The organism is Arthrobacter sp. C152 (assembly GCF_054890965.1).
This window is the reverse complement of the sequence record NZ_JBTZSU010000005.1, coordinates 98,725-122,726: the sequence shown is the minus strand read 5'-3', so window position 1 is coordinate 122,726 and position 24,002 is coordinate 98,725. Positions and strand designations below refer to the sequence as shown.

Below are 24,002 nucleotides of genomic sequence, written 5' to 3'. Positions count from 1 at the left end.
GCTAGACCTGGACTCCCAGCTTGAAACCGGTGCGGTCACCTTCGGGGTTGCCGTCCTTGCGGGTGTAGGAGAAGCCATCGGCGCCCACGGTCACGGCCATCTCGGACTTTTCCTCGCGGACGATGACGGGCTGCGGGTTGCCGTCCAGGTCCAGGACCAGGGAGGCCTCGGTGTACCAGGACGGGACTACCGGGTTGCCCCACCAGTCGCGGCGCTGGTTGTCGTGGACGTCCCAGGTGATGGTGGGGTTGTCCGGGTCGCCGGTGTAGTAGTCCTGGGTGTAGATCTCGATGCGGTGCCCGTCCGGATCCAGGATATAGAGGTAGAACGCGTTGGACACGCCATGCCGGCCGGGTCCGCGTTCGATCCTGTCACTGATGCGCAGGGCGCCCATCTTGTCGCAGATCTGGATGATGTTGTGCTTCTCGTGCGTGGCGAATGCGACGTGGTGCATGCGCGGGCCGTTGCCGCCGGTCAGCGCGGTGTCGTGCACGGTCTGCTTGCGGTGCATCCACGCGGCGTACGTGACGCCGTCGGCATCCTTGATGTCCTCGGAGACGCGGAAGCCCAGGTCCTCCAGGTAGGCGCGGCCGCGCGGGACGTCCGGGGTGACCTGGTTGAAGTGGTCCAGGCGGACCAGTTCCCCGGCGGAGTAGAGGTCGTAGCGCTGGGTGAGGCGCTCCACGTGCTCCACGTCGTAGAAGAACTCGTACGGGAACCCGAGCGGGTCCTCGACGCGGACGGAGTCGCCGATGCCCTTGGTGAAGCCTTCCTTGCGGCGCTCCACCCGGCAGCCGAGTTCCTTGTAGTAGGCCTCGGCGGCGTCCACCTCGGCCGGTGATTTCACCCGGTAGGCGAAGGCGGCGACGGCGGCGATGGGGCCCTTGCGCAGCACCAGGTTGTGGTGGATGAACTCCTCGAGGGAGCGCAGGTAGATTGCGTTCTCGTCTTCCTCGGTGACGTGCAGGCCCAGGACGTCCACGTAGAACTCGCGGGACTTGGCGAGGTCGGTGACCACAATCTCCATGTAGGCGCAGCGCACGATGTCCGGAGCCGGGACGGTGGGGGTGGGAACGAAGTTGGTCATGGTGTTCTCTCTTCTTTGAAAGGTGGGGAAGGAGCGCTTAGGCGCCGAATTTGGGGGTGTGCACGGAGCCGAGCGTGATGTGGACGGCCTGCTGGTCGGTGTAGAAGTCGATGGAGCGGTAGCCGCCCTCGTGGCCCAGGCCGGAGGCCTTGACGCCGCCGAACGGGGTGCGCAGGTCGCGCACGTTGTGGCTGTTCAGCCACACCATGCCGGCCTCGACGTTCTGGGAAAAGTTGTGGGCCCGGGTGAGGTTCTGGGTCCAGATGTAGGCGGCCAGGCCGTACTTGGTGTTGTTGGCCAGGGCGAGGGCTTCGTCGTCGTTCTCGAACGGCGTGATGGCTACGACGGGCCCGAAGATTTCCTCCTGGAAGATCCGGGCGTCGGGCGCGACGTCGGCAAACACCGTGGGTGCGATGTAGTTGCCTTCGGGCAGGTGGCCGGGGCGGCCGCCGCCGGCCAGGAGCCGGCCTTCGGACTTGCCGATCTCCACGTAGGAGGCCACCTTCTCGTAGTGCTCCGGGTGGACCAGGGCGCCCACCTGGGTCTTGGGGTCGTGGGGATCGCCCACCACGATGTTCTTGGCCCGGGCGGCGTATTTTTCGCAGAACTCGTCGTAGATGGCCCGCTCCACCAGGATGCGGGAGCCTGCCGTGCAGCGCTCGCCGTTGAGGGAGAAGACGCCGAACAGGGCCGAATCGATGGCGGCGTCCAGGTCTGCGTCAGCGAACACGACGCAGGGTGACTTGCCGCCGAGCTCCATGGACAGCCCCTTGAGGTTGGCGGCGGCGTTGCGGAAGATCGTCTGGCCGGTGGTGGTTTCGCCGGTGAAGGAGATCAGCGGGACGTCCGGGTGCTTGACCAGCGCGTCGCCGGCTTCCTCGCCCAGGCCGTTGACCAGGTTGAAGACGCCGTCCGGCAGGCCGGCTTCCTTGAAGATCGTGGCCCACAGGGACGCGGACAGCGGGGTGAACTCGGCCGGTTTGAGGACCACGGTGTTGCCGGTGGCCAGGGCCGGGGCGAGTTTCCAGGACTCGAGCATGAACGGGGTGTTCCACGGGGTGATGAGCCCGGCGACGCCGATCGGCTTGCGGTTCACGTAGTTGATCTGCGAACCCGGAACCTTCATGGCATCGTCAAACTGCGCCACGATCAGGTCCGCGAAGAAACGGAAGTTCTCGGCCGCGCGCAGGGCCTGCCCCTTGGCCTGGGTGATCGGCAGGCCGGTGTCGAAGGTTTCGAGTTCGGCCAGGCGTGCTTCCTGGGCCTCGACCGCGTCGGCGATTTTGTTCAGGACGCGGGCCCGTTCACGGGGCTTCATCTTCGGCCACGGGCCGTTGGTGAAAGCTTCGCGGGCGGCGGCGACGGCGAGGTCGATGTCCTCTTTCTGCCCGGCCGCGGCGGTGGCGTAGTTCCGGTTGGAGACCGGGTCCAGGACGTCGAAGGTCTTCCCGGACACCGAATCAACGAACTGGCCGTTAATGTAGTGCTGGATGTGGGTGGGCAGGTCCTCAGGGACATAGTGCTTGCTGGTTTCTACAGAGGTCGTCATCGTTGAAGTCCTAACTGGGTGTCAGTGGTGTCAGTGGTTGGTCTGGGCGAGGTAGGCGTCCAGGGTCGCCGTTCGGTGCAGCCGGGCGGCTTTTTCGATCGTGTCGGCGTCGGCGCCGGTTTCGATGAGCTGGAGCAGGTTTTCGTGTTCCTCGACGGAGTCGCGGGCGCGGCCGGGGACGAAGCGGAACGTGGAGGACCGCAGGGCTGCCAGCCGGTTCCAGCCGCGGTGCACCAGGTCCAGGATGTGCGGGTTGGGGCAGTGCTCGAACAGGACGCTGTGGAAATCCTGGTTGAGCTGGGTGAACCGCACCGGATCGAAGTGGTCCAGGCATGCGCGCATCTCCTCGTTCACGGCGCGGGCCCGGGCCACGGCCGCGGGATCGATCAGCGGTGCGGACAGCGCGGTGGCGGCACCCTCCACGATGCTCAGGGTCTGCATTGTGTAGAGGTACTCGGTGGGGTCGATCCCGGCCACGGTGGCGCCCACATTGCGTTCGAAGGTCACCAGCCCCTCGGCCTCGAGCCGGCGGATGGCCTCCCGGACCGGGACCACGCTGAATCCCAGGTCCTTGGCGATGCTGCCCAGGACCAGCCGGTACCCGGGAGTGTAGGTGCCTTCCACGATCCGGGCCTTGACCGCCCGGTAGGCCTGCTCGGCCTTGCTGCCTGCGGGGGCAGCGGAGAGCTCCGGCCCGCCGGTCAATGCTGTCTCAGTCATCGGCGTTGCCTTCCCATTCCTTGTACCGTGCCTGCCACTCCTTGTTCATGGGGTAGAGCCCGTCCACGCTGTTGCCCTGCTTGACCATCTCGAAGATGAAGGCCTCTTCCTTTTCCTGCTGGATGCAGTCGTCTACGAGTTCGTCGGCGATGGCGGGCGGGACCACCAGGATGCCGTCGGAATCGGCCACGATGATGTCGCCCGGCTGGACCGTGGCGCCGCCGCAGGCGATGGTGATATCCGTGTCCCAGGGGATGTGCCGGCGGCCCAGGACGGCAGGGTGCGGGTTGGCGAACCAGGTGGGCATCTCGAGGTCCGCGACCGCGCTGTAGTCGCGGACGCCGCCGTCGGTGATGATGGCTGCGGCGCCGCGGACCTGGGCGCGAAGGGCCAGGATGTCGCCCACGGTGCCGGTGCCCTTTTCGCCCCGGGCTTCCATGACCAGGATTTCGCCCTCGTTGACGGAGTCGATGGCGCGTTTCTGGGCGTTGAAGCCGCCGCCGTGGGTCTTGAACAGGTCCTCCCGGTTAGGCACGTAGCGCAGGGTGCGGGCCAGGCCCACCACCTTGCGGTCCGGGCGGGTTGCCTGCAGCCCGTCGATACTGACGTTGTTCAGGCCGCGCTTGCGCATCTGCGAGGACAGGGTGGCAGTGGCCACGGATTCCAGCTTCGCTTTCAGCTCCGGGGAGAGGACGGGCCCGACGGCGGGAAGCCCCGCTGCTTCGCGGGACCCGTAGGCTTCCTCGCGCTGCAGGTCGTCCACCTTGGGCTGGGCACCAAAGTCCGCGAACGCCGTCGTGCCTTCCTTAACCGAGGTGACCAGGCGCCCGGTGGTGAGGCCGCCGTCGAGCGTGCCCACTTCGACTTCCAGCACGTCGCCCGGCTTGGCGACGGAGGCGCCGGCGGGGGTGCCGGTGAGGATGATGTCGCCTTCTTCAAGGGTGAGCAGCTGGGACAGGTCCGCGACGAGCCGCGCGAACGGGAACAGCAGGTCTTCAGTGGTGTCGTCCTGCACCAGGTCACCGTTGTGCCAGGTGCGGATGCGCAGTTGTGAAGGGTCGACGGCGTCTGCCGGGATCAGTGCCGGGCCCACCGGGGTGAACCCGTCCCCGCCCTTGGACCGGAGGTTGGAGCCTTTGTCCGCCCAGCGCAGGTCGTATACGCCGAGGTCGTTGCTGGCGGTGATGGCCGCAACGTGGCTCCAGGCATCCTCGAGTGAAACACGGCGGGCGGCCTTGCCGATGACCAGGGCGATCTCGCCCTCGTAGCCGAGCAGTTCGCACCCGGCCGGGCGCTCCACGGCGTTGCCGCTGAGGGAGAGGGACGACGACGGCTTGAGGAAGTAGGACGGCTGGGCCGGAGTGCGGCCACGCTGGGCGGCCCGGCTGGGGTAGTTGATGTGCACTGCGATCACCTTGTGTGCTGCTGCCAGGGTGTCGCCGTTGACCTGCTCCAAAGCCTTCTCCTCATCAGGTACGAAATCGTATACGATCACTATCCCCGTCTTCCATTCCTTCGTCAACCCCCGGTTTTTCCGCAGCCCCATCGGCAAGGCGCCGCCCACTTGTCGCCTCCGTCACATCCGGCGTACAGTGGAAGCCACACTCCAAGTTTTCGATTATCGAATTTGTTGTTCTGATATAGAACAATCCTGATTACCACAACGAAGTGAGGACATCCCGTGCAGTTCCACCACCACGGCTACGTATCCGGTGACCCGAGGGTCCAGCCAGCAGCCGGCATCGGCCTCAACCGCCCCGAGGAACTCCCGGAGGAAATGGACGTGCTGATCGTGGGCACCGGCCCCGCCGGCATGCTCGCCGCAGCGCAGCTGTCCATGTTCCCCAACGTGAGCACCCGCATCATCGAACGGCGCCCCGGACGGCTCGCCATTGGCCAGGCGGACGGCATCCAGGCACGCAGCGTCGAGACCTTCCAGGCCTTCGGCTTCGCCGAGCGCATCATCGCCGAGGCGTACCGCATCACGGAAATGGCCTTCTGGAAGCCGGACCCCGCCAACCACGCCAACATCATCAGGGCGGCCCGCGCCGTGGACGACGAAACGGGCATCAGCGAATTTCCGCACCTCATCGTCAACCAGGCCCGCGTGCTGGATTACTTCGCGGAGTTCGCGGCCAACGCGCCCACCCGCCTGAAGCCCGACTACGGCTACGATTTCGAAGGCCTCGAGGTCACCGGCGAAGGCGACTACCCGGTGACCGTGACGCTACGGCACACCATGGGCCCGAATGAGGGGCAGGAACGCATTGTCCGGGCCAAGTACGTGGTGGGGGCCGACGGCGCCCGCAGCAAGGTGCGCCAGGCGATCGGCTGCACGCTGGCCGGGGACCAGGCCAACCACGCCTGGGGCGTCATGGACACCCTCGCCGTCACGGATTTCCCGGACATCCGCACCAAGTGCGCCATCCAGGGCGCCGAGGGCAGCATCCTGCTGATTCCGCGCGAGGGCGGGCACCTGTTCCGCATGTACGTGGACCTGGGCGAGGTGGACCCCGCCACCCACCACGCCGTGCGGAACACCAGCATCGAGGAGATCATCGCCAAGGCGAACGCGATCCTCCATCCCTACACGCTGGACGTCCGCAACGTCGCGTGGCACAGCGTCTACGAGGTGGGGCACCGCCTCACGGACAGGTTCGACGACGTCCTGCCGCAGGACCGCGGCACCCGCACCCCGCGCGTGTTCATCACCGGCGACGCCTGCCACACCCACAGCGCCAAAGCCGGCCAGGGCATGAACGTTTCCATGCAGGACGGCTTCAACATCGCCTGGAAGCTGGGGCACGTCCTGGAGGGCCGCAGCCCGGAAAGCCTGCTGAGCACCTACTCCGGGGAGCGGCAGGTGGTGGCGAAGAACCTGATCGACTTCGACAAGGAATGGTCCACCATGATGGCCAAGAAGCCGGAGGACTTTGACCACCCCTCCGACCTCGAGGACTTCTACGTCCGCACCGCGGAGTTCCCGGCCGGATTCATGACCCAGTACGCGCCGTCGCTGATCATCGGCAGCGCCGGGCACCAGGACCTCGCAACCGGCTTCCCGGTGGGCAAACGCTTCAAATCAGCGCCCGTGGTCCGCGTGGGCGACACCAACCCCATCCACCTGGGCCACCACGCCACCGCTGACGGCCGCTGGCGGATCTACGTGTTCGCCGACGCTGCCCTGCCCGGCACGGAGTCGGCCACGGACAAGCTGGCCGGATGGTTCGCCAACTCGCCGGAATCGCCGCTGTCCGCCACCCCTGCCGGCGCCGACCCGGACGCGTGGTTCGACCTGAAGGTCATTTACCAGCAGCCGCATACCGCCGTCGACATCGGTGCCGTCCCTGCCGTCTTCAAGCCGCAGGTGGGCCCGTTCAAGCTGACCGACTACGAAAAGGTCTACGCCACCGACCCCAAGGCGGACATCTTCGACCTGCGCGGGCTCGACCGCAACGGCGTCGTGGTGGTGGTCCGCCCCGACCAGTACGTCGCCAACGTCCTGCCGCTCACGGCAACAGCGGAACTTGGCGCGTTCTTCGGGCCCCTGCTCCAGCGCCCCGGCGGGGCGAACCAGCCGCGTCAGGCCGTGGCAGCCGCCGCCCGGTAGTCCGCCGCCGGATACACGCCGAGGATCCGCACCTCGGTGGTGAAGAAGTCCAGTTCCTCGAGGGCCAGCTTCAGCGGCAGGTCCTCTGGGTGGCCTTCGACGTCGGCCATGAACATGGTGGCGGCGAACTCGTTGCCCACCATGTAGCTCTCCAGCCGGGTCATGTTCACGCCATTGGTGGCGAAGCCGCCCAGCGCCTTGTAGAGGGCGGAGGGGACGTTGCGGACGCGGAACACAAAGCTGGTGACTGCCGGGCCGGGAAGTTCCTCCCGGGCCGGCAGTGCCGTTTCCCGGGCCAGGACCACGAAGCGGGTGGTGTTGGAGGGGTCGTCCTCCACGCGTGAGGCCAGGACCTCGAGGCCGTAGATCTGCGCGGCCAGCGGGGGAGCGAGGGAGAGCTTGCGGGGATCGTTCCACTCGGCCACCTCGCGGGCGGACCCGGCGGTGTCACCGGCGATGACGGGCTTGAGGGCGTGCTCGCGGATCAGCTTCCGGCACTGCCCCAGCGCGTGGATGTGGCTGTGCACCTCCGTGGCGGCCTCGATGCTGCTGCCCGGGATGCCCAGCAGGTCGAAGTGGATGGGCAGGAAGTATTCGCCCACAATCTGCAGGTTGGACTGCGGCAGCAGGATGTGGATGTCCGCCACCCGGCCGGCGATCGAGTTCTCGATCGGGATCATGCCCAGGTCCGCCTCGCCGCTGGCCACCAGTTCGAAGGCGTCCTCAAAGCTGGCGCACGGGACACTTTCCATGTCGGGGAACATCTGCTTGCACGCGATATTGGAGTTGGCGCCGGGCTCACCCTGGTACGCAATCTTGGAGGCCATGATCCGTATGGTTTCACGGCCCGGCGCCGCCTGCCCAACTGGGTCGCAATTGTTGTCGTTATGGGCGCTCAAAACGACAACAATTGCTACCCAGTTGGGTGGCGGGGGCTAAACGGGAGTGACGCGCAGCCAGAGGTACTGGCGGGGGAGCAGCGTGACGCCTTCATTCAGGTGCAGGGCTGCCTCGGAGAGAAGGTCGACGGCGGCGGGGGCGTACCCGCCGAAGGTTTCCGCGGGCAGGGCCTGGGCGGAGTCGCTGAAGTTGGCCAGCGCGAGGATGGTGCTGCCCTCTCCGGCGTCGTCGCCCGGCCGCTGGTACGCGAGCACCGAGCGGTTGTTCGTGGCGAAGTCCACCAGCGTGGTCCCGGCCAGTTCGGGGGTGGCCGCCCGCACCTCGATCATCCGCTTCAGGCCCGCATAGACGGCGCCTTCGGGAGTGGACGGGTCCGTGCGGCGGGCGTACTGGGCGGCGGGGTAGTGCGGCCGGTGCACCCAGCGGCTGTCCGCCTCGTGCCCCGGTTCGGCCGCGTAGGCGTAATCGTTGACCTGGCCCACCTCGTCGCCCAGGTACAGCAGCGGGACACCGCCGGTGCTGAACGGCACCGAATGGGCCAGGAGGATCCGTTCCACCGCCTCCGCCGGGTTGACCTCCATGCCGCACAGCGACGCCGCCGTGCCTGAAATCCGGCAGTCACCTGTCTTGGGGTTGTCCTGGAAGGGGACGCCGCGGGCGAAGCTGCCCGGGAAGCGGTTCACGTAGAAGGAGTTCAGGAAGCGGCGGTGGTCGAAGCCGTTGATGCCCAGCTCAGCGGCGTCCTCGTCGGCGAAGGTCCAGCCGATGTCGTCGTGGCTGCGGACGTAGTTCACCCAGGCGGTGCCGTCAGGGATGTTGTGCCGGCGCTCCAGGGCCTGTGCCAGGAGAGAGACGTCCCGCGTGGCCAGGGATTCCCAGATCAGCGCCATCTGCAGCGGGTTGTAGGACAGCTGGCATTCTTTGGGGTCGATGTAGAGCGCCACCTCGTCCGGATGCACGATGGCCTCGGATTTGAACAGCAGCGACGGCGCCGCCAGCCGGCACACGGCGTTGAAGGCCCGCAGCAGCGTGTGGGCCTGCGGCAGGTTCTCGCACGGGGTGCCCAGCTGCTTCCAGATGAAAGCCACCGCGTCCATGCGCAGGATGTCCACACCCTGGTTGGCCAGGAACAGCATCTCGCCTGCCATGGCCCGGAAAACATCCGGGTTGGAGTAGTTCAGGTCCCATTGGTAGGTGTGGAACGTGGCCCAGACCCAGCGGCCGTCGTCCATCCGGATGAAGGACCCGGCGTGGTTTTCCGGGAAGATTTCCCGGACGTTCTCCTCGAAGGCGTCCGGCATGGTGCGGTCCGGGAAGATCCAGTAGTAGTCGCTGTACTCCGGGTCCCCGGCGGCGGCTTTCCGTGCCCACTCGTGCTCGTCGGAGGTGTGGTTGAAGATGAAGTCCACCACCAGGCTGATGCCGTTGCTGCGAAGTTCCGCTGCCAGGGACCGCAGCTGGTCCATGGTCCCCAGCCTGGGGTTGACCTGCCGGTAGCTGGACACCGCGTACCCGCCGTCGGAGTGCGGCTCGGGCGCCAGGAACAGCGGCATCAGGTGCAGGTACGTGAGGCCGAGCTCCTTGAAGTAGGGGATCCTGGCCCGGACCCCCTCCAGGCTTTCGGCATAGCGGTCCACGTAGCAGACGCCGCCCAGCATGCCGTTGGACTGGAACCAGTCCGGGTTGGCCTCCCGTTCGGCGTCCAGGACCTTCAGCTCTTCCGGGCGCTCCTGCCACGACCGTGCGCTTTGGACCACCAGGGCGGTGAGCTGGTCCAGCCAGTCCTGGCGTGCGCCGTAGAGGGAGTGGAAGAGGCTGCGGAGGGTGGGGAAGTGTTCTTCGAAGCGCCGGTCAAAGTCCGGATCTGCGGCGAGGCCGAGCGTTCGTTCCCGCGATACTTCGGACAGCACATGCCGGCGCGCTTCCTCGTCCTCGTTAACGGTTCCCTGCATGCCACTGCCCCTTTCGGCCGGCGCCGGCACGTCCGGCGGCACTTGTACTGAAGTATTCCACGTCACACTTCAGTGGATTTGGATGATTTGACCCGCGGTGGCGGTCGCCTGCAGGGCTGCGCCCACCACGCCCGCCGAATTTTCCAGGCGGGCCGGAACCACGGGCGTGCGCAGTGACAGGCGGGGCAGGTATTCGGCGCTGCAGGCCGAAATACCCCCGCCGATGATGATGAGGTCCGGCGAGAACAGGAACTCCACATGCGACAGGTACTGCTGCAGCCGGCCGGCGTACTCCACCCAGCCGAGGCCCTCGTTTTCGCGGGCGACGGCGGACGCCCGGGATTCCGCCTTGACGCCCCCGACTTCCAGGTGGCCCAGCTCGACGTTGGGTACCAGGCTGCCGTCGACGATCAGTGCCGATCCGATGCCCGTTCCCAGGGTCAGGACCAGGACAACGCCCTTCTTGGCAGACCCGGCGCCGTACCGGGCTTCCGCCATGCCGGCAGCGTCCGCGTCGTTGACGACGCAGACAGGCCGGCCAAGCCGGGACCGCAGGTAGGACTGGACGTCACGCCCAATCCAGCCGGCGTCCATGTTCGCCGCCGATATGGCCACCCCGTGCTGGACGATCGAGGGGATGGCGATGCCGACGGCCTGGCCAGCAGCCCCGGGACTTTCCGCTTCGAGCTCCGCGATGAGCCGGTCCATGGTGTCCGCAACTGCCTCCACGCTCCCGCCGGGAGGCGTCTGCAGGCGGCGGACGGTACCGGCAGGAACGCCGCGTGCCACGTCAATGAGCGCACCCTTGATCCACGTCCCGCCGACATCGATTCCAATCCGGACATCCGTGCCGGCGGGGGTTTCGACGGCGGGAGGCGGGGTCTGTTCCGCCAGTTCCATGGAGGCGGTTCCCGCGGGCGTCACTTGACGGCTCCCTGGGTCAGGCCGGCCATCACCCAGCGCTGGGTGAACAGGTACACGACGATGGCGGGGGCCATCGCCATCAGGTAGGAGGCGAAGGCAACGTTGTAGCTGTTGCTGAACTGCGTCTGGAACATCTTCTGCAGCACGGGAATGGTCTGCAGTTCGGGGTCGGAAATGATGAGCGAGGGCATCATGAAGTCGTTCCATGAGCCGATGAAGGCGAAGATGCCGATGGTGGCGCTCATGGGGCCAAGCAGCGGGAATACGAGTTTCCAGAACACCTGCCACGTTCCGGCGCCGTCCATCCGCATGCTTTCCTCCAGTTCCAGCGGGATGGAGCGCAGGAACGCCGTAAACAGCATGGTGTTGAAGGCCAGGGCAAAGACGATGTGCAGGATCGCAACGCCGAGCGGGTTGTCCAGTCCCACCAGGCCCGTGAGCTGGATCTGCGGCAGCGCCACCACGGGGAACGGGATGAACATGGCCGCGAGCAGGTAGAAGAACGACCAGCGGAAGAGCCGGCGGTCCCAGTTGCGGACGATCGCGTAGGCGGCCAGCGCCGACACCACGATTTCGCCGGCGACGGCGGTCACGGACACGAACACGGAGATCCCGAAGCCGCGGGGGAAGTTCGTGAGCGTCCACGCCTGGGCGAAGCTGTCGAAGGTCAACGGGCTTGGCAGGGAGAACGCATTGCCGTCCACGGCCTGGCCGGTGGTCTTGAACGCCATGCTGATGGTGACGTACAGCGGGATGAGCACGCCGAGCGTGCAGACGATCAACAGGGCGGTGGCGGGCCAGTTGGTGCGTTCAGGGCCGGTGCGGATGCGGCGACTGCCGGCGACGGCCGGTCCGGCGTTGCCGGGTCCTGCGTCGCCGGCGGGTCTTGTGTTGACGGGGGATGCGGGGATGGTGCGGGTCGCGTCGCTCATGCGGCGATCCCTCCTTTGCCACGTGTGAAGCGGAGTTGGATGAGTGCGATGGCGACGCTGATGAGGAAGAAGATCACGGCATTGGCCATCTGGTAGGCGTAGTCGCCGCCTTCGAAGCCGCGGAAGATCGCCATCGCAACGCTGCGGGTGGATACTCCGGGGCCGCCGTCGGTGAGGCCCACGATGATGTCGTAGGCGTTGAGGTAGTTCTTGAAGCCGAGGACGGTGTTGATGACGGCGTACCCGGCGACGAGCGGCAGGGTGATGTGGCGGAGGTTGTGCCAGGGCGTTGCCCCGTCGATGGAGCTCGCCTCGTAAACCTCCCGCGGGACCGTGAGGAGCCCTGCGATGTAGATCAGCATGGCACTGGGAATCGACTGCCAGGCGGTGACGAAGACGATGCCCAGCCAGGCCAGGTCCGGGTTGGCGAGGATGCTGGTGGCGAGCGATCCGATGCCCAGGCCCTTGCCCAGCAGCGGCAGCGAGTTCGAGAAAAGATACTGGAAGACAAAGGCGATGACGATCCCCGAGATCACCATCGGGATCACGAACACCGTGCGCAGCGCCGTACGGAAGCGCACCCGGGAGGTCAGTCCCAGGGCCAGCAGGAAGGCCAGGATGTTCACCACGACGACCGTCACGAGCGAGAAGGCAAGCGTGAACCCGTAGGCGCCGAGGACTCCTTCATCGCGGAAGACCGCGATGAAGTTCCGGACGCCGATGAAGTCGAAGTCGCCGAAGCCGACGGAGTTGGTGAAGCTGTAGATGAACCCCACCACGGCGGGCAGCGTGACGGCGAGCGTGAAGATCGCCAGCGAGGGGAAGAGGAAGAAGTAGTAGAGCGGGTCCACCCGGCCCTTGCGCGCAGTCCCTGGTCCGGGCGCTGCCGGGGCCTTCACCGCCGCTCCGGGGGAAGTCTTGGTCATGGATGACATGGAGGGGTCCTCGTTTCGTGCATCGGGTCGAAAAGGATGGTCATGCCCGGAAGGCCAGGCGCGCCCAGTCGGCGTCCATCCGGCGCAGCGTGGCTTCGGGGTCGGCGCCACCGAGAATCGACTGGATGTAGTTGGCGGCGGGGATCGTGTTCGGGATGAACTGTGAGGCGCCCATGTAGAAGCGGCCCTCGTCGTAGTACTTCTGCATTTCGACGATCCGGGGGTCCGTGACCGGCGGCGCGTCCTTGACGGTGCCGAACCCCAGGAACTTGGCGTTGTAGGGGTTTTGGACCTCCGGCTTGAGCAGGTATTGGAGGAAGGCGCGCGCCCCCTGCTGCCCGTTCGAGACCTCGGGAACCCAGAGCGACAGGTCGATGTTGACGCGGACCTTGAGGTCGGCGGGGTTGCCGGTCATTGGCAGCGGGAAGGTGCCGAGCTCCACGCCGGTGCCGGCCTTTTCGATTTCGCCGAAAGCCCAGGGCCCCTGGAAGTACATGGCGGCCTGTCCCTGCGCCATGGCAGTGTTGCCGTCCCCGTAGCCGCGGCTGGAGGCATCAGGGTTGACGTACTTGGTCAGCTGGACCATGCGCCGTACCGGTTCCAGCATGGTCCTCTGGAACGAGACCTCGGAATCGGGGCCAACCTTTTCGCCGGTTTCGTGCATGCTCCTGTAGAAGGCGCGCACGTCAACCATGCCGCCCACCGTGTAGTCGAACAGGCCCTGGGCGACTGTCCAGGGCTCGCGGAACGTGCCGTAGATCGGCGTAACGCCCGCTGCCTTGAGCACTTCGCAGACATCGATGAATTCGTCCCAGGTTGTCGGGACGGCCAGGCCGTGGGCCTCGAAGATGCGGCGGTTGTAGATGACCGACGCCGCCATGACGGAGTAGGGGATAACGCTCGTGCGGCCGGCGTAGGTGGGGTACCAGTTGGTGAGGTCGAGGACGTCGCCCCGGATGGACGCGGCTTCGGGCAGGTCGGACAGGTCCGAGAGGGCGCCGCGCTCCATGAAACGGGCCATCTCAAGGTTGTAGTTAAGGCAGCCCAGATCCGGCGGGCTGCTGCGGACGAAGCTGGCGGAGAGATTGGTTGCCATGTCGTGCAGGACGCGGAACTGGTCCTGCGAGCCCGTGAACTTCGCCGCCAGGTCGCGGAAGTAGGGGACCGCCTCCGGTTTCGACTGGTGGAACGTGATGGTCGGCCTGCCTCCCGCAGGGGCGCATCCCGCCAGTCCGAAAGCGGCGAGGGCACCCCCCGCTGCGGTGAGGAAGGTTCGGCGGGAGACTCGCGTCCCTGCGGGCGTCAAAGGTGGCAACATCGGCTCCTAAGGGCTTTCGGAGAGAATTTATTTGGATCTTATATTTAGGTCCCATACGAGGATGGGGGACGCAGGGGCTATCGTCAAGGGGTGGACGGAACTACGGCGAGCTCGACCCAACTGTTACGCCAGATCAACTCGGAGGCGCTGCTGCGCTTCGCCCTCCAGGAGCAGGTTTTTACGGCCGGGGAGGCCATGGAGGCGACCGGGCTGACACGCGCCACGGTGCTCGGCGTCTGCGACGGCCTGGTTGGTGGGGGCTGGCTTGAGGAAGTGAGCGACGGCGGTGACGCCGGCCGTGCGCCCAAGGGCCGGCCGGCACGCCGCTACCAGCTGCGGGAAGCTGCAGGTGTGGTGGTGGGGCTGGATGCCGGTGAAACCCACCTGACGGCCATCGTGGCGGACCTGCGCGGCCGTGAGCTGGGGAAGCGGCGGCGCAGCATCGACTCGCACGCGCTGGGACGGGCCGGCCGGGTGTCGGCCGCCCGGAACCTGATCGGCAAGGCGCTGGAAGACGCGGGATGCGGCGAGGACGACGTCCTGTTGACCGTGATCGGTGTTCCGGCGCCGGTGGATGCGGACGGCGGGTCTCCGGCCGGAGGGGAATTCTGGCAATTGATGAACTCCGGGTTCGCGCCGGATCTCCAGGGGGCGGTCGTCGTCGACAACGACGCCAATCTCGCGGCGATGGCCGAACAGGCGCAGCAGCCCTCGGCCAATGTTGCCACGCTGCTCTCGGGGGAGCGGTTCGGCGCCGGCCTGATCGTTGACGGGCGCCTGCTGCGCGGCGGCAGGGGCGGCGCCGGTGAAATGCGGTTCCTGGACATCCTTGCCGGCGACACGCTTGAATCCGACGAGGGCATCTCGGACGGATTCGGGGCGCTTGCGCGGAAGTGGGCGCGCAGGCGCGTCCATTCCTACGAGGGAACCACGTCGCTGCGGGGCATCCCCGGGGATGACATCAATGCGGAGGATGTGTTCGAGGCTGCCCGCGGGGGTGACCCGCTGGCGCAGGACATCATCGCAGGCCTGGGAGTGCGGCTGGCGCGGATCGCGGTGGTGCTCTCCAGCCTGCTCGACATTGAGCGGGTTGTCATCGCCGGCGGGATCGCAAGTGCGATAGAGCCGGTCCTGGAGCATGCGCGCAGCTTGCTGCCCAGGGACTCCGGGTTGCCACTGCCGTCCCTCGTCGCCAGCGCCCTCGGCGCAGAGGCCGTGGTCCGCGGCGCTGTGGAGTCCGCGCTGGTGCGGATCAGGCGCGAGCCCATGGCGTTTCTCCCCCGGACGGCCCGCTCCTGACCGCGGACGCGGGGCAAGCCCCGGCGCGGAAGCCTACAGAACGCTGCGGATGGCCTGCTCGAAGCTGCTGACGTGCTCCAGGGCGAGCCTGCCCGCCCGCTCGGAGTCGCCGTCGGCCACGGCCTCCAGCAGCTCAACGTGCTCGGAGATGTGCTCCGCCACTGAGGGCACCTTCTCCAGGACCATGCACCAGATGCGGGTGGCAAGGTTGTCGTAGCGGATCAGGACGTCCTCGAGATGGGCATTTGCCGCAGCCCGGTAGATCAGCCGGTGTACGTTGATGTCGTAGCGCATCAGGTCATAGGGGTCGTTGCCCGGATCCATCGCGGCAATCGCCTTCGCTGTTTCCCGAATCTCGGCACGCAGTGCCGGTGTTGCCAGCTTGGCGGCGCGCCGGGCGGCGAGCGGTTCCAGGGATTCGCGCAGTTCGGACACATCCGCGAGTTCGGTGATGTCAACGATCGTGGCGAACGTCCCGCGGCGTGGATAGGACACCACGAGGTGGTCGCTTTCCAGGCGCTTCAGCGCTTCGCGGACGGGCGTGCGGCCGATGCCGAGCTCGGCGGCGAGCTTGCCGTCGTTGATCGCCTCGCCCGGCCGGATATCGAGCATGATGAGGCGGTCGCGAAGGTGCCGGTAGGCCTGTTCGGAGAGCGAAAGGTCCCCGTCCCCGGCGAGGTGGTTCTCCAGTGTGACGCTCATTTCGAGGGCTCCCAAGGTAGCTATTGACTGCGAAGTGATCTGCAACATACTATTACGTCAGTTCTAATATATCAGTTACAGGTCAGTTATAGATCAGTAACTGCCAAGGCTCAGAAGGAGAACAATGCAGGACGTACTGAACGCCTCGCTCGCCACGGTGGACGCCGATGTCGCCGCCGCCGTCGCGCAGGAGCTGCACCGCCAGCAGTCCACGCTGGAAATGATCGCCTCCGAGAACTTCGCGCCGTCCGCCGTGATGGAGGCGCAGGGCTCGGTGCTGACCAACAAGTACGCCGAGGGCTACCCGGGCAAGCGCTACTACGGCGGCTGCGAGCACGTGGACGTCATCGAACAGCTCGCCATCGACCGCGTGAAGGCCCTCTTCGGTGCCGAATTCGCCAACGTCCAGCCGCACTCCGGCGCCCAGGCCAACGCCGCCGCCATGTTCGCCCTGCTGAACCCCGGCGACACCATCCTCGGCCTGTCCCTGGCCCACGGCGGCCACCTCACCCACGGCATGAAGATCAACTTCTCCGGCAAGCTCTACAACGTGGTCCCGTACCACGTCCGCGAAGAGGACCTCCGCATCGACATGGCCGAGGTCGAAGCGCTGGCCCTGGAACACAAGCCCAAGCTGATCGTCGCCGGCTGGTCCGCCTACTCCCGCCAGCTGGACTTCGCCGAGTTCCGCCGCATCGCCGACCTCGTGGGCGCCTACCTGATGGTGGACATGGCACACTTCGCCGGCCTCGTGGCCGCAGGCCTGCACCCGAACCCCGTCCCCTACGCCGACGTGGTCACCACCACCACCCACAAAACCCTCGGCGGCCCCCGCGGCGGTGTCATCCTGGCCAAGGAGGAGTACGCCAAGAAGATCAACAGCGCCGTGTTCCCCGGCCAGCAGGGCGGACCGCTGGAGCACGTGGTCGCCGCCAAGGCCGTGGCCTTCAAGCTGGCCGCAGCCCCCGAATTCAAGGAACGCCAGGAACGCGTCCTGCAGGGCGCCCAGCTGCTGGCCGAACGCCTCCTCCAGGACGACGTCCAGGCCGCCGGCATCTCCGTCGTCAACGGCGGAACCGACGTCCACCTGGTCCTGGTCGACCTGCGCAACTCCGAGCTCGATGGCCAGCAGGGCGAGGACGCCCTCCACCAGATCGGCATCACGGTCAACCGCAACGCCGTCCCGTTCGACCCCCGCCCGCCGATGGTCTCCTCCGGCCTGCGGATCGGCACCCCCGCCCTGGCCGCCCGCGGCTTCGGCGCCGCCGAATTCACCGAGGTCGCCGACATCATTGCCACGGCGCTGATCGCCGCGGCTTCCACCGGCACCCTGCCCGGGGACACCGCCGTCGAACTCCGTGGACGCGTCACCGCCCTGGCGGAGAAGTTCCCCCTCTACCCGCACCTCACCGCCGACGCCGGCCTGGCCGACGCTGAGGCAGAACTGATTGGAGCAGCCCAGTGAGCGCAGATCTCCTCCCTGAGCACCCGGCTTTCCTCTGGCGCAACCCGGAGCCCAAGTCCTCCTACGACGCCGTCATCGTCGGCGGCGGCGGGCACGGCCTGGCCACCGCGTACTTCCTGGCCAAGAACCATGGCATGACCAACATCGCCGTCCTGGAAAAGGGCTGGCTGGCCGGCGGCAACATGGCCCGCAACACCACCATCATCCGCTCCAACTACCTCTGGGACGAGAGCGCGGCCATCTACGAGCACGCCCTCAAGCTCTGGGAGATCCTGCCCGAGGAACTCGAATACGACTTCCTCTTCAGCCAGCGCGGCGTGATGAACCTGGCCCACACCCTCGGCGACGTGCGTGAAAGCATCCGCCGCGTGGGCGCCAACAAGCTCAACGGCGTGGACGCAGAGTGGCTGGACCCGCAGCAGGTCAAGGAACTCTGCCCCATCCTGAACATCCGCGACGACATCCGCTACCCCGTCATGGGCGCCACCTACCAGCCCCGCGCCGGCATCGCCAAGCACGACCACGTCGCGTGGGCCTTCGCCCGCAAGTGCGACGAAATGGGCGTGGACATCATCCAGAACTGCGAAGTGACCGGCTTCCTCAAGGACGGCGACCGCGTGGTGGGCGTCAAGACCAACCGCGGCACCATCCACACGGAAAAGGTGGGCCTGTGCGCCGCCGGCCACAGCTCGGTCCTGGCTGAGATGGCAGGCTTCCAGCTGCCCATCCAGTCCCACCCGCTGCAGGCGCTGGTGTCCGAACTGCACGAGCCGGTCCACCCCACGGTGGTTATGTCCAACCACGTCCACGTCTACGTCTCGCAGGCGCACAAGGGCGAACTGGTCATGGGCGCCGGCGTCGACTCCTACAACGGCTACGGCCAGCGCGGTTCCTTCCACGTGATCGAGCAGCAGATGGCGGCCGCCGTCGAGCTCTTCCCCATCTTCGCCAGGGCCCACGTGCTCCGGACCTGGGGCGGCATCGTGGACACCACCATGGACGCCTCCCCGATCGTGGGTGTCACCCCCGTGGAGAACATGTTCGTGAACTGCGGCTGGGGTACCGGCGGGTTCAAGGGCACGCCCGCCGCCGGCATGACCTTCGCGCACACCATCGCCACCGGCGCCCCGCACAAGCTGAACGAGCCGTTCTCACTGGAACGCTTCGAAACCGGCGCCCTCATCGACGAACACGGCGCCGCCGCCGTCGCCCACTAGCCGCCGCCACCAGAAAAGGACTAACGCACATGCTGCTGATCCCATGCCCCAACTGCGGCCCGCGGGACGAAACCGAATTCCACTACGGGGGACAGGCCCACGTGCCCTACCCGGTGAACCCCAGCGAGCTGACCGACACCGAGTGGTCCCGCTACCTCTTCTACCGTGAGAACCCCAAAGGCATCTTCGCCGAGCGGTGGGTGCACAGCACCGGCTGCCGCCAGTGGTTCAACATGCTCCGCGACACCGTCAGCTACGACATCAAGGCCATCTACCCGATGGGGGCGAAGCGGCCGGACCTGGCCGGAGCCCCGGCAGCCGAATCCGGCACCGCCAGCCTTGCCGCCGACAGCACCACCACCGGGACCGCCGCGCCCGATATCTCAGGCACCAGCATTTCCCCCGCCTCTGCCCCGGAAGGAGCCACCAAGTGACCTCCCAGAACGCCCGCCTGGCCACCGGCGGCCGCATCGACCGCACCATCTCCTGGCGCTTCACCGTGGACGGCGAGGAATTCACCGGCCACCCCGGCGACACCCTGGCCTCGGCTCTGCTGGCCAACGGCCGCATCGCCGCCGGCAACTCGCTCTATGAGGACCGCGCCCGTGGCATCATGTCCGCCGGCGTCGAGGAAGCCAACGCCCTGGTCCGCGTGGAAGCCCGCTTCCCCGGCCACGTCGCCGAATCCATGCTCCCGTCCACCACCGTTTCCCTCGTAGATGGCCTGAAAGCCACCCAGCTCAACGGCCTGGGCAAGCTGGACCCCGCCGACGACCGCGCCGAATACGACAAGAAGTACGTCCACACCGACGTCCTGGTGATCGGCGGCGGCCCCGCCGGCCTCGCCGCGGCCCGGGAAGCCGTCCGCAGCGGCGCCCGCGTCATGCTCCTGGACGACCAGCCCGAACTCGGCGGCTCCCTGCTCTCCGGTTCCACGGACGGTGCACTGGCCGAGACCATTGAAGGCAAGCCGGCCCTCGAGTGGGTTGCCGACGTCGAAGCTGAACTGGTTTCCGGCGCCGAATCCACGGTCCTGAACCGCACCACCGCTTTCGGTGCCTACGACGCCAACTACGTCATCGCCGTCCAGAACCGCACCGACCACCTCAGCAGCCCCGCAGCCCCCGGCGTGTCCCGCCAGCGGATTTGGCACATCCGTGCCAGCCAGGTTGTCCTCGCTCCGGGCGCCCACGAGCGTCCCCTCGTGTTCGAGAACAACGACCGCCCCGGCATCATGCTGGCCTCGGCCGTCCGCACCTACCTGAACCGGTACGCGGTGGCCGCCGGCAAGCGCGTGGTCATCAGCACCACCAACGACAGCGCCTACGCCGTCGCCGCCGACCTCGCCGCCGCCGGCGTCAAGGTCGCAGCCGTGGTGGACGCCCGGCCCAAGCTCACCGCGGTGGCAACCGCCGCCGTCGAATCCGGGATCCGGGTGCTGATCGGCAGCGCGGTGGCCAACACCTCGGCTGACTCCGCGGGCCGGCTGGACGGCGTCACCGTCCGCAGCATCAACGACGACGGCGAACTCACCTCCGGCGTCGAGCAGATCGCCGCCGACCTGCTGGCAGTCTCCGGCGGCTGGAGCCCGCTGGTCCACCTGCACTCCCAGCGGCAGGGCAAGCTGCGCTGGGACGAGGAGCTGGCCGCGTTCGTGCCCAGCACCGAGGTACCCAACCAGCAGACCATTGGCTCCGGCCGCGGCTCGTTCGCCACCGAAGACTGCGTCGCCGAGGGCATCTCGGCCGGCGCACGGGCGGCCATCGGCGCCGGGTTCACCTCCGCCGTCGAGCCTTCCGTCCTGGCTGAGCCGAAGGCCTCCGCCCCCACCCGCCAGCTATGGCTGGTACCGGGCGAGAACGGCACCCCTGACGACTGGCACCACCACTTCGTCGACTTCCAGCGCGACCAGTCCGTGGCTGACGTCCTCCGTTCCACCGGGGCCGGCATGCGCTCGGTGGAGCACGTCAAGCGGTACACCTCGATCAGCACCGCCAACGACCAGGGCAAGACGTCCGGCGTCAACGCCATCGGCGTCATCGCCGCGGCGCTGCGCACGGCCGGCGAGGCTTCCCGCGGCATCGGCGACATCGGCACCACCACCTACCGCGCACCGTTCACCCCGGTCGCCTTCGCGGCACTGGCCGGACGCCAGCGCGGCGAACTGTTCGATCCCGCCCGCGTCACGTCGATCCACCCCTGGCACGTGGCCAAGGGCGCACTGTTCGAGGACGTCGGACAGTGGAAGCGGCCCTGGTACTACCCGCAGGACGGGGAGGACATGGACGCCGCCGTGCTGCGCGAATGCGCCGCCGTCCGCGACTCCGTGGGCTTCATGGACGCCACCACGCTGGGCAAGATCGAAATCCGCGGCAAGGACGCGGGGGAGTTCCTGAACCGCGTCTACACCAACGCGTTCAAGAAGCTCGCACCCGGCTCGGCACGCTACGGCGTCATGTGCACCCCGGACGGCATGATCTTCGACGACGGCGTGACCCTGCGCCTCGACGAGGAGACCTACTTCATGACCACCACCACCGGCGGCGCCGCCAAGGTGCTGGACTGGCTGGAGGAATGGCTGCAGACCGAATGGCCGGAGCTGGACGTCAAGTGCACCTCGGTCACCGAGCAGTGGAGCACCATTGCGGTCGTCGGGCCCAAGTCCCGTGAAGTCATCGCCAAGGTGGCGCCGGAACTGGCTGCCAACGGCGGCCTGGACGCCGAAGCCTTCCCGTTCATGACCTTCCGAGAGACCAGCCTCGCCTCCGGCGTTCGGGCCCGGATCTGCCGGATCTCGTTCTCCGGTGAGCTGGCCTACGAAATCAACGTGCCGGCCTGGTACGGACTGAACACCTGGGAAGCAGTCGCTGCTGCGGGTGCCGAGTTCAACATCACCCCGTACGGCACCGAAACCATGCACGTGCTCCGCGCCGAGAAGGGCTACCCGATCGTCGGGCAGGACACCGACGGCACGGTCACCCCGCAGGACGCCGGCATGGAGTGGATCGTCTCCAAGGCCAAGGACTTCATCGGCAAGCGCTCCTACACCCGGGTTGACGCCCAGCGCGAGGACCGCAAGCACCTGGTCAGCGTCCTCCCCGTGGACGGCTCGCTCCGGCTGCCCGAAGGCACCCAGCTCGTGGAAAAGGGCCGCTCCACCAACCCCGCCTACGGCCCTGTGCCGATGGAAGGGTTCGTCACCTCCAGCTACCACAGTGCAGCGCTGGGCAGGTCGTTCGGCCTGGCCCTGATCAAGAACGGACGCAACCGCATCGGCGAAACGCTGGTGGCGGCCGCCGGCGACCAGCTGGTGGACGTGGTTGTTGCAGAAACAGTGCTTTTTGACCCCGAAGGGACCCGTAAAGATGGCTGAAACAGCAGCATCCCCGACCTCCGCCAAGACTTCTGCGGAGAAGAACCTCGCAGCCCGCGTCAGCCCCGCCAGGCAGCTGGCGGAGGCGTTCGCGGCAGGCTCCCTGGCCGGCACCGTTGAGCTCTCCGAACTGCCCTTCCTGACCATGGTGGGCCTCCGTGCCAACTCAGGCTCGGATGCGGCAACCCGGCTGGCCGCTGTCACCGGCGGCCTCCCGGCCGGATCCGGCGCAGTGGCCGGCAACGGCGACGTGTCCGTCCTGTGGCTGGGCCCCTCCGAGTTCCTGGTGGTGGCACCCACCGAGGCACACGAGTCCCTGGGCGGCGACCTGATCCCCGCCCTCCGGGAAGCCCTCGGCGGCGACGCGGGCCAGGTGGTGGACCTCTCCGCCAACCGCACCACGTTCGAACTCAACGGTCCGCGGGCCCGGGCCGTCCTGGAAAAGGGCTGCTCGCTGGACCTGCACCCCCGGGTGTTCAAGGCCGGCACCGCGTTCTCCACGGAAATCGCGAACATCCCGGCCGTCCTGTGGAAGACCGGCGAAGAGTCGTTCCGGATCTTCCCGCGCGCATCCTTCGCCGAGTTCCTGGGCCGGTGGCTGCTGGACGCCATGCGGGAGTACGCCTCGCCTGAGGTTCCCTGATGGCGCTCAGCGTCCTGGATCTGTTCTCTGTTGGCATCGGGCCCTCGTCGTCACACACGGTGGGCCCGATGCGGGCGGCCAAGCTCTTCGCCGACGGGCTCAAGGGCGACGGGCAACTGGCGTCCACCGTGCGCGTCCAGTCGGAACTCTTCGGTTCCCTGGGCGCCACGGGGCGTGGCCACGGCTCCGACAAGGCAGTGGTCCTGGGGCTGCAGGGCCTGGAGCCGGAAACGGTTAACACGTTCACGGCCGACGACCAGGTGGCAGCGGCCGCCCTGAACGCCGAACTGCAGATCGCGGGCACGCACCGGGTGGACTTCAACTGGGAAGAGGACGTGGTGCTCCACCGCCGCAAGTCCCTTCCCGCGCACCCCAACGGCATGACGTTCCGGGCCTTCGACCACAACGGGGCCGTCCTGAGCGAGCGGAGCTTCTACTCGATCGGCGGCGGCTTCGTGGTGGACGGCGACGCCCAGGGGGCGGACAAGGTGGTGGCTGACGATACCGTGCTGCCGTACCCGTTCTCCACGGCTGATGAGCTGCTGCAGATCTGCAGCCGTGAAGGCATGTCCATCTCCGACGTCATGCTGGCCAACGAGCTGACCTGGCACAGCGAAGCCGAACTTCGGGAAAAGCTGCTGGGGCTGTGGGCCGTGATGAAGGAGTGCGTGCAGAACGGCTGCAACGCCGAGGGCATCCTGCCCGGCGGCCTTAAGGTGGCCCGCCGGGCGCCGGCGCTGTTCAAGACCCTCTCCAAGGACTCCGCCAGCACCGACGCGCTGCACGCCATGGAATGGGTGAACCTCTTCGCTCTTGCGGTGAATGAGGAGAACGCAGCCGGCGGCCGCATCGTTACCGCCCCCACCAACGGGGCTGCCGGGATCGTGCCTGCGGTCCTGCACTATTACATGAAGTTTGTTCCGGGGGCCGACGACGACGGCGTGGTCCGCTTCCTGCTGGCGGCGGCCGCCGTCGGAATCCTGTTCAAGACGAACGCCTCCATCTCCGGCGCCGAAGTGGGCTGCCAGGGCGAGGTGGGCTCCGCCTGCTCAATGGCTGCGGCCGGGCTCTGCGAAGTGCTCGGCGGAACGCCGGCACAGGTGGAGAACGCCGCCGAGGTGGGGATCGAGCACAACCTCGGCCTGACCTGCGATCCCGTGGGCGGGCTGGTGCAGATCCCCTGCATCGAGCGGAACGCGATCGCCAGCGTCAAGGCGATCAACGCGGCCCGGCTGGCCCTGCACGGGGACGGCAGCCACAAGGTCTCGCTGGACAAGGCGATCAAGACCATGCGCGACACCGGTGCCGACATGAAGACCAAGTACAAGGAAACCTCCCGAGGAGGCCTCGCCGTGAATGTGATCGAGTGCTGAGCC

General features: G+C 67.3%; 19 protein-coding genes. 8 read left to right on the top strand and 11 right to left on the bottom strand.

The genetic code is table 11. The features are described from left to right. Nucleotide 1: 1 nt before the first annotated feature. Genes hpaD through ACYSM9_RS05335 form a run of 4 tightly spaced genes read right to left on the bottom strand, consistent with a single transcriptional unit; the run spans nt 2 to nt 4,812 of the window. Entirely contained in the window at nt 2–1,087 is a 1,086-nt protein-coding gene (gene hpaD / locus ACYSM9_RS05350; RefSeq protein WP_461855973.1) for a 3,4-dihydroxyphenylacetate 2,3-dioxygenase, read from the bottom strand. Between the two features lie 37 nt (nt 1,088–1,124). Then, nucleotides 1,125–2,636 (bottom strand): 5-carboxymethyl-2-hydroxymuconate semialdehyde dehydrogenase, encoded by a 1,512-nt coding sequence (gene hpaE / locus ACYSM9_RS05345; protein WP_461855972.1) that lies wholly within the window; start codon nt 2,634–2,636, stop codon nt 1,125–1,127. Between the two features lie 30 nt (nt 2,637–2,666). Then, nucleotides 2,667–3,356: a GntR family transcriptional regulator gene (locus ACYSM9_RS05340; protein WP_461855971.1), complete on the bottom strand. Its 690-nt coding sequence runs from the start codon at nt 3,354–3,356 to the stop codon at nt 2,667–2,669. After that, complete coding sequence (locus tag ACYSM9_RS05335; protein ID WP_461856049.1) at nt 3,349–4,812, bottom strand: fumarylacetoacetate hydrolase family protein; 1,464 nt, start codon at nt 4,810–4,812, stop codon at nt 3,349–3,351. Before ACYSM9_RS05335 ends, ACYSM9_RS05340 begins: the two co-directional genes overlap by 8 nt. Before the next feature lie 225 nt (nt 4,813–5,037). On the opposite strand from ACYSM9_RS05335, the gene ACYSM9_RS05330 reads away from it, so the two are divergent. Next, nucleotides 5,038–6,966, top strand: coding sequence for an FAD-binding monooxygenase (locus ACYSM9_RS05330; protein WP_461855970.1), 1,929 nt, complete (start codon nt 5,038–5,040; stop codon nt 6,964–6,966). Here the strand turns inward: ACYSM9_RS05330 and ACYSM9_RS05325 are convergent. From ACYSM9_RS05325 to ACYSM9_RS05300, 6 genes are all read right to left on the bottom strand, one after another. Further along, a complete protein-coding gene (locus ACYSM9_RS05325; protein ID WP_461855969.1) occupies nt 6,939–7,793 on the bottom strand; it encodes a prephenate dehydratase in 855 nt (284 codons plus the stop codon). The genes ACYSM9_RS05330 and ACYSM9_RS05325 overlap by 28 nt on opposite strands. Nucleotides 7,794–7,901: 108 nt before the next feature. Further along, complete coding sequence (locus ACYSM9_RS05320) at nt 7,902–9,818, bottom strand: alpha-amylase family glycosyl hydrolase (RefSeq protein WP_461855968.1); 1,917 nt, start codon at nt 9,816–9,818, stop codon at nt 7,902–7,904. A 69-nt stretch (nt 9,819–9,887) separates the two neighbouring features. After that, complete coding sequence (gene ppgK / locus ACYSM9_RS05315) at nt 9,888–10,742, bottom strand: polyphosphate--glucose phosphotransferase (RefSeq protein WP_461855967.1); 855 nt, start codon at nt 10,740–10,742, stop codon at nt 9,888–9,890. Then, entirely contained in the window at nt 10,739–11,674 is a 936-nt protein-coding gene (locus tag ACYSM9_RS05310) for a carbohydrate ABC transporter permease (RefSeq protein ID WP_461855966.1), read from the bottom strand. Before ACYSM9_RS05310 ends, ppgK begins: the two co-directional genes overlap by 4 nt. Further along, nucleotides 11,671–12,600 (bottom strand): carbohydrate ABC transporter permease, encoded by a 930-nt coding sequence (locus ACYSM9_RS05305; RefSeq protein WP_461856048.1) that lies wholly within the window; start codon nt 12,598–12,600, stop codon nt 11,671–11,673. Before ACYSM9_RS05305 ends, ACYSM9_RS05310 begins: the two co-directional genes overlap by 4 nt. 49 nt (nt 12,601–12,649) lie before the next feature. Further along, nucleotides 12,650–13,927, bottom strand: coding sequence for an ABC transporter substrate-binding protein (locus tag ACYSM9_RS05300; protein ID WP_461855965.1), 1,278 nt, complete (start codon nt 13,925–13,927; stop codon nt 12,650–12,652). A gap of 90 nt (nt 13,928–14,017) precedes the next feature. Here ACYSM9_RS05300 and ACYSM9_RS05295 point away from each other — a divergent pair, with 90 nt between their 5' ends. Then, the gene (locus ACYSM9_RS05295; protein ID WP_461855964.1) at nt 14,018–15,226 is read left to right on the top strand and encodes an ROK family protein; all 1,209 of its coding nucleotides are present in this window, start codon (nt 14,018–14,020) and stop codon (nt 15,224–15,226) included. Nucleotides 15,227–15,259: 33 nt separating this feature from the next. On the opposite strand, the gene ACYSM9_RS05290 is transcribed toward ACYSM9_RS05295, so the two are convergent. Continuing rightward, nucleotides 15,260–15,928: a GntR family transcriptional regulator gene (locus ACYSM9_RS05290; RefSeq protein WP_461855963.1), complete on the bottom strand. Its 669-nt coding sequence runs from the start codon at nt 15,926–15,928 to the stop codon at nt 15,260–15,262. A gap of 124 nt (nt 15,929–16,052) precedes the next feature. Between ACYSM9_RS05290 and glyA the strand changes: the two genes are divergently transcribed. Genes glyA through ACYSM9_RS05260 form a run of 6 tightly spaced genes read left to right on the top strand, consistent with a single transcriptional unit; the run spans nt 16,053 to nt 23,999 of the window. Next, a complete protein-coding gene (glyA, locus tag ACYSM9_RS05285; RefSeq protein WP_461855962.1) occupies nt 16,053–17,393 on the top strand; it encodes a serine hydroxymethyltransferase in 1,341 nt (446 codons plus the stop codon). After that, complete coding sequence (locus ACYSM9_RS05280) at nt 17,390–18,610, top strand: sarcosine oxidase subunit beta family protein (RefSeq protein ID WP_461855961.1); 1,221 nt, start codon at nt 17,390–17,392, stop codon at nt 18,608–18,610. Before glyA ends, ACYSM9_RS05280 begins: the two co-directional genes overlap by 4 nt. A 29-nt stretch (nt 18,611–18,639) precedes the next feature. Then, nucleotides 18,640–19,044: a sarcosine oxidase subunit delta gene (locus tag ACYSM9_RS05275; protein ID WP_461855960.1), complete on the top strand. Its 405-nt coding sequence runs from the start codon at nt 18,640–18,642 to the stop codon at nt 19,042–19,044. Continuing rightward, complete coding sequence (locus ACYSM9_RS05270; RefSeq protein ID WP_461855959.1) at nt 19,041–21,983, top strand: sarcosine oxidase subunit alpha family protein; 2,943 nt, start codon at nt 19,041–19,043, stop codon at nt 21,981–21,983. Before ACYSM9_RS05275 ends, ACYSM9_RS05270 begins: the two co-directional genes overlap by 4 nt. Beyond that, entirely contained in the window at nt 21,976–22,626 is a 651-nt protein-coding gene (locus tag ACYSM9_RS05265) for a sarcosine oxidase subunit gamma (protein ID WP_461855958.1), read from the top strand. The genes ACYSM9_RS05270 and ACYSM9_RS05265 overlap by 8 nt, the downstream gene beginning before the upstream one ends. After that, nucleotides 22,626–23,999, top strand: coding sequence for an L-serine ammonia-lyase (locus ACYSM9_RS05260; protein WP_461855957.1), 1,374 nt, complete (start codon nt 22,626–22,628; stop codon nt 23,997–23,999). The genes ACYSM9_RS05265 and ACYSM9_RS05260 overlap by 1 nt, the downstream gene beginning before the upstream one ends. The last annotated feature ends 3 nt before the right edge of the window (nt 24,000–24,002 follow it).